10 protein-coding genes are annotated in these 11,697 nt (G+C 59.9%); 6 read left to right on the plus strand and 4 right to left on the minus strand.

Annotated elements, in window-relative coordinates:
* Positions 1–56: 56 nt before the first annotated feature.
* Complete coding sequence (locus tag ACFC5L_RS09190; RefSeq protein ID WP_375210745.1) at positions 57–551, plus strand: hypothetical protein; 495 nt, start codon at positions 57–59, stop codon at positions 549–551.
* Positions 552–572: 21 nt separating this feature from the next.
* Positions 573–1,271, plus strand: coding sequence for a phosphorylase family protein (locus ACFC5L_RS09195; RefSeq protein ID WP_375203239.1), 699 nt, complete (start codon positions 573–575; stop codon positions 1,269–1,271).
* On the opposite strand, the gene hpnH is transcribed toward ACFC5L_RS09195, so the two are convergent.
* Both hpnH and ispH read right to left on the minus strand, forming a co-directional pair.
* Positions 1,215–2,369, minus strand: a complete 1,155-nt coding sequence (hpnH, locus tag ACFC5L_RS09200) for an adenosyl-hopene transferase HpnH (RefSeq protein WP_375203238.1) — start codon at positions 2,367–2,369, stop codon at positions 1,215–1,217. The genes ACFC5L_RS09195 and hpnH overlap by 57 nt on opposite strands.
* 51 nt (positions 2,370–2,420) lie before the next feature.
* A complete protein-coding gene (gene ispH / locus ACFC5L_RS09205; RefSeq protein WP_375203237.1) occupies positions 2,421–3,461 on the minus strand; it encodes a 4-hydroxy-3-methylbut-2-enyl diphosphate reductase in 1,041 nt (346 codons plus the stop codon).
* Between the two features lie 271 nt (positions 3,462–3,732).
* Here ispH and ACFC5L_RS09210 point away from each other — a divergent pair, with 271 nt between their 5' ends.
* Positions 3,733–4,419: a hypothetical protein gene (locus ACFC5L_RS09210; protein WP_375203236.1), complete on the plus strand. Its 687-nt coding sequence runs from the start codon at positions 3,733–3,735 to the stop codon at positions 4,417–4,419.
* Between the two features lie 135 nt (positions 4,420–4,554).
* A complete protein-coding gene (locus tag ACFC5L_RS09215; protein WP_375203235.1) occupies positions 4,555–5,442 on the plus strand; it encodes a polyprenyl synthetase family protein in 888 nt (295 codons plus the stop codon).
* A 273-nt stretch (positions 5,443–5,715) separates the two neighbouring features.
* On the opposite strand, the gene ACFC5L_RS09220 is transcribed toward ACFC5L_RS09215, so the two are convergent.
* A complete protein-coding gene (locus ACFC5L_RS09220; protein ID WP_375203234.1) occupies positions 5,716–6,342 on the minus strand; it encodes an MlaC/ttg2D family ABC transporter substrate-binding protein in 627 nt (208 codons plus the stop codon).
* Between the two features lie 202 nt (positions 6,343–6,544).
* On the minus strand, positions 6,545–9,124 hold the full coding sequence (locus ACFC5L_RS09225) for an MMPL family transporter (protein WP_375203233.1): 2,580 nt from the start codon (positions 9,122–9,124) through the stop codon (positions 6,545–6,547).
* Between the two features lie 297 nt (positions 9,125–9,421).
* On the opposite strand from ACFC5L_RS09225, the gene ACFC5L_RS09230 reads away from it, so the two are divergent.
* Together ACFC5L_RS09230 and ACFC5L_RS09235 are read left to right on the plus strand one after the other, a co-directional pair.
* Positions 9,422–10,684 (plus strand): hydrolase, encoded by a 1,263-nt coding sequence (locus tag ACFC5L_RS09230; protein WP_375203232.1) that lies wholly within the window; start codon positions 9,422–9,424, stop codon positions 10,682–10,684.
* Positions 10,684–11,694 carry an arginine N-succinyltransferase gene (locus ACFC5L_RS09235; protein WP_375203231.1) on the plus strand — a complete coding sequence of 337 codons (1,011 nt, stop codon included), beginning with the start codon at positions 10,684–10,686 and terminating at the stop codon, positions 11,692–11,694. Before ACFC5L_RS09230 ends, ACFC5L_RS09235 begins: the two co-directional genes overlap by 1 nt.
* Positions 11,695–11,697 lie beyond the last annotated feature (3 nt).

Here is an 11,697-nt window from a genome sequence, read left to right on the forward strand (position 1 = left end):
GCGTGATAGAAAAAGTGCTCTTTATCAGGCCGATATGGGTAGTCACGATCTATGTTGTGACCTTCATTCTTGGCGCACTTAATAATGCCTTCAATCCTCCTGAATTTTTCATATTTGGAATCATCGCTGTTCTGCCAGCAGTCATGTTTCAGATGTGTTGGGCTTTGAGCTTACGATTCTATTTCGTTGCTCGCGTGAACCCACGAAAAATATCCAGAAACGGCTTTTCCAAGTTTGTTTTCTTTGCGGGTCTGTTAGGTTACTTTTTTATGGCCGCTGCGCTTGTCTCTGGGGCGTTCGGTTTGGTCAAAGATGCGGATCAGACCTTGATGCTTGCTCTAGTGCTGGGCATGATTGTTGGGAATCTATCTAATTTTTTACTGATTGGAATCGCCGCTCACACATTTGAGAAGGCGGAAAAAGGGCCTGGTGCGGGGATATTGAACATTCTTATCTCATTCTTGCTTATATTTTATCTGCCAATTGGCATTTGGTTTATACATCCTCGGTTAAATCGTCTTCGCGGTAGTTCTGACGTGATTTCCATTTAAAGATCGTGGAAACGTAGAGTTGTGAACAATACTTCCTTCATCGGTGTCATTTGCGGCCTGAAATCCGAAGCGGAAGCGGTGTCGGCGAGCGTTGACGCGTCAAAAATCCGTATCGGCATTTCCGGCGCTGATGCAATGCGCGCCGAGGAGATTGCGCGCGGCTTTTGCAATGACGGCGCGAGCGCGATTATCTCGGTCGGCGTTTCCGGCGGGCTCGATCCGGCGCTGAGACCCGGCGACCTCATTATCGGCGAGACCATCATCGCCGATGACGGTTCCATCTATGGCGCCGACACCTATCTCCTCAGCGTTATTCGTGAAGACATGCCGGCCGGCGCAAAGTTCGCGTCCCTGTTCGGCGCCGATGAAATCGTCGACAGCGCCATGAAGAAGTCTGCGCTGTTCCAAAATCATGGATGCGCAGCGGTCGATATGGAAAGCCATGGCGCGGCAAGAGCCGCAGCGCGCGCCAGCGCGCCCTTCATCGCCATTCGCGCCATTGCCGACCCGGCGGATCGGGCCTTGCCGCAAGCTGCGCTGGGCGCTGTGGCGCCGGACGGTTCAACGCGTGTGCTCTCAACGCTGGGCGCCGCCATGCGCGACCCCAAACAATTTCCGGAATTGATGAAGCTCGGGCAGGACTCCGCCGCCGCGACGAAGAGCTTACGCCGCAGCCTCGGCCCGCTCTTTGCTCGCCTTTTTCTCTGCTTCGATCTTTGACATCTCGGCGTCGACGAGTTTTTCGTGCACGTCCTCGGCGGGACGCGCATTTGTGAGATCGAGCTCCGGCGCCATCGGGCCTTCGGTCGGGATTTTGAACATGTCCGGGATCTTGAACATCTTGAACGGGTTCTTCACTGCGTCCATGGCCGCCGTCGGCTCATAGCCGCAATGGGCCATGCAGTTCGAGCATTTCTCGTATTTGCCGGTGCCGTAGCTGTCCCAATCGGTCGTTTCCATCAGCTCTTTAAAGCTTTCGACATAGCCTTCGCCGAGCAGGTAGCAGGGCTTTTGCCAGCCGAACACATTGCGCGTGGGCGAGCCCCAGGGCGTGCACATATATTCTTCATTGCCGGCGAGGAAATTGAGGAAGAGCGAGGAATGCGACAGGTTCCATTTGCGCCCGCGCTCCTTGCCGATCTTGAAGATGTCGCGGAACAGGTTCTTGGTCTTCTCGCGCGACAGGAAATGTTCCTTGTCTTCGGCGCGCTCATAGGCGTAGCCCGGCGAGATCGAGATGCCGACGCCGAGATCGGTGGCGAAATCGAGATAATCGGCGACCTGCTTCGCGGTCATGTTGTCGAAGATCGTCGCGTTGACATTGACCTGAAAGCCTTTGTCCTGCGCCGCCTTGATGGCTTTGACGGCGATCTTGAACGTGCCCTTCTGATCGACTGCGTGATCGTGCTCTTCTTCAAGGCCATCGAGATGGACGGAGAAGAACAGGAAAGGCGACGGCTTGAAGAGGTCGAGTTTTTTCTCAAGCAGCAGCGCATTGGTGCAAAGCGACACGAATTTCTTGCGCGCGACGATGCCTTCAACGATCTCGCCGATTTCCTTGTGGATGAGAGGCTCGCCGCCGGGGATCGCCACCACCGGCGCGCCGCATTCATCAACGGCGTCGAGGCATTCCTGAACCGAAAGACGCTTGTTCAGGATCGGCGCCGGATAATCGATCTTGCCGCAGCCGGGGCAGGCGAGGTTGCACCGGAACAGAGGCTCCAGAAACAGCACCAGCGGGTATTTATCCCGGCCCATGAGGGTTTGCTTCGCTACATAGGCGCCGACGCGGATCTGCTGGTGAAGCGATACTGACATGAAGGCTCTCCGGTTCTTTTTCTGCTTAGTGACTCTTCGATATTGGCGGATTTAGGCGTTTTCGGTAGCCGCGGCGCCCCAGGCTTCCATGGCGTCTTTCGGACGCGGCACGTCAGCGAGTTCGCGCGGCAGCTTGAAATGAACGTTCTCTTCGACGCCGTCGAGAATGTCGACGGTGACGTCACAGTAATTTCTGAGGCGTTCGATTGTTTCCTGCACCAGCGTTTCCGGCGCCGAGGCGCCTGCGGTGAGACCGATCGTGGCGACATTTTCAAGCCAGGCGGGATCGAACATGGCGGCGTTCTCGATCAAGTAGCTCGGAATGCCGAAATTCTGGCCGATCTCGCGCAGCCGGTTGGAATTGGAGCTGTTATGCGCGCCGACGACCAGCAGCAAGTCCACCTGCTTCGCCATGGCGATGACCGCGGTCTGACGGTTCTGGGTCGCGTAACAGATGTCGCGTGTGTCGGGCCCGACAATTTTCGGGAAGCGGGTTTTCAGCGCCGCGATGACATCCTTGGTGTCGTTCACGGACAGCGTCGTCTGCGTCACGAAGGCGACGCGCTCGTCATCGGCGACGTTAAGTCCTGCGACGTCTTCGGGTTCTGAAATGACATGCACCGGGCCCGGGATCTGGCCGAGCGTGCCTTCCACTTCCGGGTGGCCGATATGGCCGATCAGGACAATGTCGAACCCTTTTTCGGCGTAGCGGCGGCCCTCTTTGTGAACTTTGGTGACGAGCGGGCAGGTGGCGTCGATGACATCGAGCTCGCGAACCAGCGCGCCATCCTCAACTTTCTTGGCCACGCCATGGGCGGAAAACACCGTCACGGCGCCAGTGGGAATTTCGTCGATTTCCTCAACGAAGATCGCGCCCCGGGCGCGCAAGGTCTCCACCACATATTTGTTATGGACGATCTCGTGCCGGACATAGACCGGCGCGCCATATTTCTCGAGGGCGCGCTCGACAATGTCGATGGCCCGCTCAACGCCCGCGCAAAAACCCCGTGGCTGGGCAAGCACGACTTTTACATTATTTTTCGCCGCCGCCATATTCGTCTGCTTCTCCGCCATATCCCAACGTGCAGCCATCCCCCGGAACGGCCATAAAGACCGGCCCGTTATTTCATGGCGCCAGAGGCCCGGCAACCGGGGCAGGGTCAGAACATCCCGTATATCGAATGTCGCGCTGCAGTGCAAAAAAGAATGCCTGCGATCACGCGGAATTGGCCGCTGCTGTGGCTTTCGGGCGGCGCGGCGCTGAGTGCGCCCCCCTGAGCCGGCCCCGTGGCTTATGGTTGGCGCAAGGCCCCGCCTCGTGTAGCTTAAAGCCCGGGTATGTTCTGTTGAGGGGATCGGGGAGATGCTTGGCAAATTTTCAGGCGGTCAAGGCTCGGGAAAACGGGCGATGGCCGCAGAGGGCGCTTGGCCGGTGGACAAGGTCGTGGCCGCGCTTGAGAATCAATATGGCGCACTGGACCGGCTGGGCGAGGAAGGCCCGCTTTCGGTTTTCGGGGTGCAGGAAAATGGCGTCAATTTCGTCATCGCGCTGATGCAGACGGCGTCTGGCTCCGGCAAGATCGCCGAGCTTGGCTTTCTCGCGCGCTTTGTCGGGTTTGAAATCGACGCCCATCTCGTCGAATCGGTCAACCGCAATCTTCATATCGCCGTCGCGTCGGTTGAGGCGAATGGCGATCTCTTCCTCATGGCGGGCATGCAGCCGGTGGGGGCATTCGATGCGGGCCAGTTTGCGCTGGTGCTCGAAGCCTGGCGGCGCGACTTGATGATTACGCTGCACGGGCTTTCCAGCGGTCAGGCCTCCATGGCGGCGGCGTTCCCGGCGGCGAAGCTTGAGGCGGCGCGCAACTTCGCCATGAATGTGGCGCCCGCGCCGGTGGACGGCAAACCCATCGACATGTTGTCGAGCTTCCTGGGCGCCAAAAAGAACGCCCGCGAACTCTGCGGCGATTGCGCCGGGCGCGGCAAGCGCGGCTTCATCGCCCGCGAATGCGTCAGCTGTGACGGATCGGGGTTCGTCAAAGCGGGCTAGGCGCGGGGTGGCGTTTTTGGCTGAGGCCGAATAATCCTCCGTTCATCCCCGCGAAAGCGGGGATCCAAACAATGGCGAATTCATAAATGGATCCCCGCTTTCGCGGGGATGAGCGGAAAACGAGAGACCAGCCTGATGTCAGCCTTCACTAGTACAATCAAAGAAACAGCCGCTCTTGTTGAGGACGCGCTGGACGCGTTCCTGCCGACACGGGACGGGCCTTTGGGACGGGTCGTTGACGCCATGCGCTGGGGGGCGCTCGACGGCGGCAAGCGGTTGCGTCCGTTTCTGGTGATCGCAGCGGCGGACATGTTCGATGCGCCGCGCGCGCGCTCGGTGCGCGTCGGCTGCGCCGTTGAAATGATCCACTGCTATTCGCTGATCCATGACGACCTTCCGGCGATGGACGACTCGGATTTGCGGCGCGGCCGCCCGTCGGTCCACAAAAAATATGATGACGCCACGGCGATCCTCGCAGGAGACGCCTTGCTGACGCAGGCGTTCGAGATTCTGGCGGAGAAGGAAACGCACCCTGACGGTGATGTGCGTTGCGCCATCGCGCTGGAACTCGCCCGCGCCTCGGGCAAGATCGGCATGGTTGGCGGTCAGATGATCGACATTTATGCGGAGCAGAAAGACTTCGACCTCGCCGGCATCGAGGAGTTGCAGCGGCTAAAGACCGGCGCCCTGATCCGGTTCTCCGCCGTCGGCGGCGGATTGATTGGAGATGCCTCAAGCGACGAAGTCGCGGCGCTTCAATCTTACGCCGAAGATCTCGGCCTCGCCTTCCAGATTGTCGACGACATTCTCGACGCGACCGCCGACGCGGAAACCCTCGGCAAACCGGCGGGGCAGGACGCGGAAATGGACAAGGCGACTTTCATCAAGCTGCTCGGCATGGACGGCGCCAAGTCGAAAGCCGCCGATCTCGTCGAGAGATGCAAGGCGCATCTCGACCGCTTCGGCCCCGCCGCGGACCCGCTTAAAGGCGCCGCAGACTTTGTGTTTGAACGGAAGAGTTAAAAGCTGGGTTTTGCAGTTCGAACTATTCGCTCGAAGTCGCAAAAAGATAAACAACAGCACACCAGCAGCATAAGAAAAGCACAAAGCCGAGCGGGAAATACACAAGAGCAAGAAGTATGGACACAACGGCTCCGATAGGAGCTATGCGTGACGCCAGCTTTACCTTGGGCCGTTCAAGGAATCTTCTCTAAGCTTCTTCGATTCGGGATGGGTTCAGTTTGACGAGAAGTTCCTCGATAGTTTCCCGAAATCCTTTCTTGCGCTCAGTGTTCATTAAGCCGCTTCTTCCTCCAGCCGGTCCAGCAGCGCATCGACGCCATTCGTCGCGATGAAGGAAGAGAATTCTTCGCGCTTCACGAGCATGATGGAAACGCCTTGCACGATAATGTCGATGGCCTTGCGTTCGCCGGAGCGAAGGTTCCTGACGCGCCAGTCGACCATGATGGGAGAGCCTTCCTCGCGGTCGAATTTGGTGCGGACGATCATATCGCGGGCGCCGAGTTCTTTGGCTTCCAAAACTTCCAGCGGCCTGCCGACAATGTCCTGAAACTGTTCGGCGTAGAGTTTGGTCAGATAATCGGGAAAGACGGCGTCGTAACGCGCGAGCTGGTCGTCGCTCATGGTCTTGCGCGCTTCGCCAATCATGAATTTGCCGATCACATCGAGCGCCATGCCGTCCGCCAGCACTGCCTGAAAATCGGTGAGTTGCTCCGCTTCGCTTTTTTCCGAGGTGAGGGCGACGGTGGCGTCGGCCGTCAGGGCCTTGGCAAAGGCGACCGCGCCGTCGACGGCGCTTTCCTCCGCCTCGGCGGCGGGTTCCGGGTCTTGCGCGGCGGCGACCGGGGTTGCGGAGGCGGCGGCGATCAGCGCGGCGAAAATGCGGACGCGAGACATGAACATGGATGTGGCCCTCAGACTGGTCGGCGCTCGATACGGCGCTCTTTCTCAAGTTTGGTGAATATGGGTCGATTGCGGCCAAATTCCAGCAGGAATGCGCCAGCGCTGGGCGCCGTCAATGACATTTGCGTTAGGCGGCCTCGGCTGCGCCTCAGCTATATGGCGGCAACCCCTTGAAAATAAAACAGATCGCCCGCCGCGCCTCTTAAGGCGTCGAGGCCGGTTTTTTGTCGAACCGGAAGGCGGCGGGCAGGACGATGAGGGTGCACAGAAGCGTAAAGGCGATGGCGATGGAGAGGAGCTCGCCCATGGAGGCGGTGCCCCGGTGCGGGGAGAGCATGAGGCTGCCAAAGGAGGCGACCGTCGTCAGCGCCGAGAAAAGGACCGCCCGCGGCGTCGATGTGCCGTAAACGCCTTCGCCTTTCTTGATCTGGTCATTGCGCAAAACAAGGTGAATGCCTGAGTCGATGCCGATGCCGATCAGCAGCGGCAGAACGATGACATTGGCGTAGTTGAATGGAATGTTGAGAAGGACGCCCGTCGCCGAAGTGAGCACCGCCGCGAGCGCCAGCGGAAACAGCATCAGCAAGACGGTGCGGAAGCGTCTTACGAGGAGCCACAGGAAAACGGCGATGACGGCGAAGGCGATGCCCGTCGCCTCAAGCATGGCGAAGGAAATCGTTTCGCCGGCTTTTTTCGCCTGATAGGCGCCGCCGGCGAGATCGGGCAGGACGCCTTCAACATCGGCGACGAATCTGTCGAGCGCGCGATAGTCGCGCACATCGGCGCTCGGCAAAATGTCCACGCGCCATTTGCCGTCGGCGCTGAGATAACGTTCGCGCAACGCGGCGGGGAGCGTTTCAAGTTCTACATAGTCTGCGTTCATGCTGTCGCGAAGTTGCGCAACCAGTTGCGGCCAGAAGGCGAAAACATTTTCCTGCATGAGCGCCTGCGCGGCATCATTATTCTCGATCTGTCCAAGCAGACCCGCAAGGGTTGCGCCGGCGCCGTCCTGATACGCTTCGTCAAGCCGGGCTTTGAGCGCGGCGATTCCGTCGGCGGCCGACGGCCCATCGACGGAGGCAGGCTCGGCGTCGAGGGCAAAGACAAGCGTGCCGGCGCCGAAATCGATGAGCTCAAGCTTTTCATCCTGATCGTCAGGAACGAAATCAGTCAGGGATCGCGTCGCCTCGACGCTTTCAAGCGGGCTGACAAGGTTGTGGGTCTCAATCGCGTCCGCCGCGCTATCTACAAGGCGGCTCAGGCGATAGGGCGCCGTTTCCGGATCGTCGAAAAGCAGGTTGAACCCCTGCACTGACGGCGCATTCGGATTTCTGAGCGCCATCTGGTCCGCGTCGAACCGCACCTGCGGCATCAAAAGGAGCGCCGCGAGGCCGAAGATGACGGTGGCGGCGGCGACCGGTCCTGCGTGGTTTTCGATCCAGGTGAAAAGACCGCGCACGCGGCCTGAATGGGTTCTGCCCGGCTGGCCCTTGAACAGCGCCAGCGCCGCAGGGGCGAAGGTGATAGTGACGAAGAAGGCGATAATGACGCCGGCCCCGGCGATCAGGCCGAGCTGGGCGATGCCGTCAAAGCGGGTCGGCATGAAGGAAAGAAAGGCGATGGCCGTTGTCGGCGCGGCGAGCGCGAGCGCAGGGCCCACTTCGTGAATGGCGCGCCGTAAGGCGCTTCGATTATCGCGGCCCGCTGCACGGTGTTCCTGAATGTGAAGAAGCAGATGGATCGCGAAGTCGAGCCCGAGCCCCACCAGCAACACCGTGAAGGCCACGGAGACAAGATTAAGCTCGCCGATAAAGGCCGCTGCAAAAGCCGAGGTCAGCATCAGCGTGACAACCAGGCCGGAAAGGGTGAGCGCGGCCATTGGCAGGGAGCGATAGCAAAGCAGGAGCAGGAGCGAGACCAGCACAAAGGACAACAGGAATGACAGGCCGATCCCCGTTGTAACCGATTCCAGTTCTTCCATCCGCAGCGCGGGATCGCCTGTCACATAGGTTTTGACCCGCCCGCCATAAGCGTCGCTCATCGCGTCGGTTTCGGCGCGCAGCGCGGTGATCGCTGTCTTGGCGGGTTTGAGCTTCGTAAAGTCGAGAACCGGCGTCGCATAAACGAGCCTCGTATGGTGCGGCTCGTTGCGGGTGTCCTCATCAAGCGCGCCCATCCATGAAAAAGGGCGACGCTCGCCGGCAAGGCTTGCCTCGGCGACGGCGGCGAGTTCGGCGTAAATATCCTGCAGCGTCTCCTGACCGAGATCGGAGCGTTCGGCGAGTTCGTCATTCTCGGCCAGTGTGGTGAAGAGGGTTCCGAGCGAGGGGTCTTTGATCAGCGTTTCGATTAACCCCGCAGCCTTCGACATTTGGGTGAGCCGTGTCTCAAGCTCGCTCTGGCTCAAATAGAGAAGGCCGTTCTCCCTGAAAAACGGATCGGAAGCGGGCGCAAAAACGGCGGTGAAATTACTCTGGTCAGCGAGAAGCCTGGCGCGCAACTCGCCCGCATAGGCGTCCGCCTCGTCCAGCGTCGGCGCGCGGATGATAATGACGACATCATTCTTGATCTGGGGGAAGGCGTCGCGCAGCTCCGCCGCGCGCTCCTGAAACGGAAGCTCCGGGTCCAGCATGGCGCTGGTGTCGGTGTTCACCTTCAGGTGCGTGGCGGCGTAATAACCGGCGAGCCCGCCCATCACGAGGATCGCCGCCGCCAAGGGCGCCCCGGCGCGGCGCGCGGTTTCGGCCCACGCCGCCAGCAGTTTTTCAATGAATGTCAGCATTCGCCTTAGAGCCCAATCAAATATTCAACATCACCCTGGAAAGGTGGTTCATCAGACGTTCGTTCGCCCGAACACGATGCGTCTCGGGCTCTAAAACCAAGGAATAAGAGCCTGGCGCCGTATCGTGCTGGAGCTGGCTGACGTCTGACCACCTATTTTCACTCCGTTGCTAAATTTTCGCTCAGGCTCTGAGAATATCCCCTTTTGGCCCGGACTATAGGCCGCTTCGGGTCAGGGGGAAACGGTGAACAACCATTCCCAAGGGCCTGCTCTTGCGGGGATTTGCAAGGATCGCTAGTGCTCTCGGCCATGGCAGACACTTATAATTATAAAGCCGATCTCGCCTTTCTCGACGACAAGCGCGCCCCCATGACCGAAACCTTGCGCGCCTGGTGCGCGATCAATTCGGGCAGCGCCAATCTTGCGGGGCTCAAGGCTATGCGCGAGGCGCTGGGCGGCGCATTTTCCGAGCTCGGTGCGGAGGTGGAAACCGTTCCCTCGCGCCCGCACCGCATCGTGACCCAGGAGGGCGAGACGGTGGAGCAGCCGGTCGGCGACATGCTGCGCCTCGTGAAGCGGCCGCAGGCGCCGGTTCGGGTGCTGCTTGCCGGTCACATGGATACGGTCTTCGGCGCCGACCATCCGTTTCAGGGCGAAAAATTCCTCGATGACGACACGCTGAATGCGCCGGGCGCCGCCGATATGAAGGGCGGACTGCTCGTTATGCTGAACGCGCTTCTGGCGATTGAGCATTCATCGCTTGCCGATCGCATCGGGTATGAGGTGCTCATCAACGCCGATGAGGAAATTGGCTCCATCGGTTCGGCGCATATGCTGACCGAGGCGGCGAAGCGCGCGCAGTTCGCCTGTGTTTATGAACCAGCGCTGGCGGACGGGACCCTCGCCGGCGCGCGCAAGGGCAGCGGCAATTTCGCAGCGGTCATTCGCGGCAAGAGCGCTCATGCGGGCCGGGAGCATCACCTTGGCCGCAACGCCCTCGCTGCGGCGGCGGATTTCATTTCCGGCATCGACAAGCTGTCGGGCAAACGTGAAGGGCTGACCGTCAATGTCGCCCGCGTCGATGGCGGCGGTCCCAACAATGTCGTCCCCGATCTTGCGGTGGTGCGGTTCAATGTGCGCCTCGAACAGCCCCAAGATTCCGACTGGTTGCTTGAGCAGGCGCAGGCGCTGATCGCCGACATTGACAGGCGCGATGGCTATTCGGCGTCTCTTGAAGGCGGGTTTACCCGGCCGCCCAAGCCGATGACGCCGCAATTGAAGGCGTTCTTTCTGTCTTTGCGCGCCGCTGGCGAAGAGCTTGGCCTCAATATCGACTGGGTTCCCACCGGCGGGTGCTGCGACGGCAACAACATCGCCGCGGCGGGGATTCCGGTGATCGATACGCTGGGCGTTCGCGGGGCGAATATCCATTCGGCGCAGGAATTCTGCAAACTCGACAGCCTTGTGGAGCGCGCGAAGCTCTCCACGCTGCTGCTTTTAAAGATCGCCGCCGGTGAAATTCCCAATCCCGGCGAATTTATAAACACGGAGAAACGGTAATGTCGCTCGCCTTTATGCGCCCGGTGCGGCGCGAGGATTTCGATGCGATTTTGGAGCTCGCCAAACAGTCCGGCGGCGGCATGACCAATTTGCCGTCCGACCCCGAAGCGCTGCGGCCGCGCATTGAATTTGCTGCGGACAGCTTTACGTCAAATCCGAGCGGGCCCGATGGCGAAGTCTACACCATGGTCCTGGAGGAAAATGGTAAAGTGATGGGGCTGTCCGCCGTCTTTTCGGCGGTGGGTCTCGAAAACGGTTTCGTCAATTATCGCATCAACAAGACCGTTCATGCGTCGAAGCAGTTGAAGAAGCGGATCGAGCGGCGCCTCCTGGTGCCGACCCATGATTTTACCGGCGCATCGGAAGTTGGATCGCTGTTTCTTTCGCCCGAAGCGAGGGGCGGCGGCTTCGGCAAGTTTCTCGCCAAGGCGCGCTATCTCTTCATTGCGCAGCATCGCGACCTCGTCGCCGATCCCGTCTGCGCGGAATTGCGCGGCTGGCGCGCGCCTGACGGCAAACAACCCTTCTGGGAGTCCCTCGGCAAACTGTTTTTCGACATGGAGTTCGAGGACGCAGACCTCGCCAACTCCGCCATGGGCAACCAGATTATTTCCGATCTGATGCCGCGCCACCCGATCTATGTGGCGCTGCTGCCGGAAGATGCAAAAGATTGTCTCGGCAAGCCTCATGACAGTGCGGCGCCAGCCTATAGCATGTTGTTGAAGGAAGGGTTCGCGTTCAATCGTTATATTGACGTCTTTGACGGCGGTCCGCTCGTCGATGCGCGCATTGACGACATCAAGACCATCAAGGAGAGCCGGCTTCATCCGGTGGAGATCGGCGATCCGGAAGATGCGCCCTTGCAGTTGATGGCGGCGGGCAGGCTCACCTCTTTCCGCGTCACGCGCGCGCCCGGCAAAATCGATGGCGAAGCGATGGTCATTTCGAAAGAGGCGGCGGCGACCCTTGGCGTCAAATCAGGCGATGAAATCCGCGCAGTGAAGTGGTGATAA

The sequence above is a fragment of the Hyphococcus sp. genome, assembly GCF_041986965.1.
Lineage (GTDB): Bacteria > Pseudomonadota > Alphaproteobacteria > Caulobacterales > Parvularculaceae > Hyphococcus.

Coding starts and splice junctions, on each gene's coding strand:
- hpnH (WP_375203238.1), bottom strand. CDS start 2,369: ATGTCAGTATCGCTTCACCAGCAGATCCGCGTCGGCGCCTATGTAGCG.
- ACFC5L_RS09225 (WP_375203233.1), bottom strand. CDS start 9,124: ATGCTGACATTCATTGAAAAACTGCTGGCGGCGTGGGCCGAAACCGCG.
- ACFC5L_RS09210 (WP_375203236.1), top strand. CDS start 3,733: ATGCTTGGCAAATTTTCAGGCGGTCAAGGCTCGGGAAAACGGGCGATG.
- ACFC5L_RS09235 (WP_375203231.1), top strand. CDS start 10,684: ATGTCGCTCGCCTTTATGCGCCCGGTGCGGCGCGAGGATTTCGATGCG.
- ispH (WP_375203237.1), bottom strand. CDS start 3,461: ATGGCTGCACGTTGGGATATGGCGGAGAAGCAGACGAATATGGCGGCG.
- ACFC5L_RS09220 (WP_375203234.1), bottom strand. CDS start 6,342: ATGTTCATGTCTCGCGTCCGCATTTTCGCCGCGCTGATCGCCGCCGCC.
- ACFC5L_RS09215 (WP_375203235.1), top strand. CDS start 4,555: ATGTCAGCCTTCACTAGTACAATCAAAGAAACAGCCGCTCTTGTTGAG.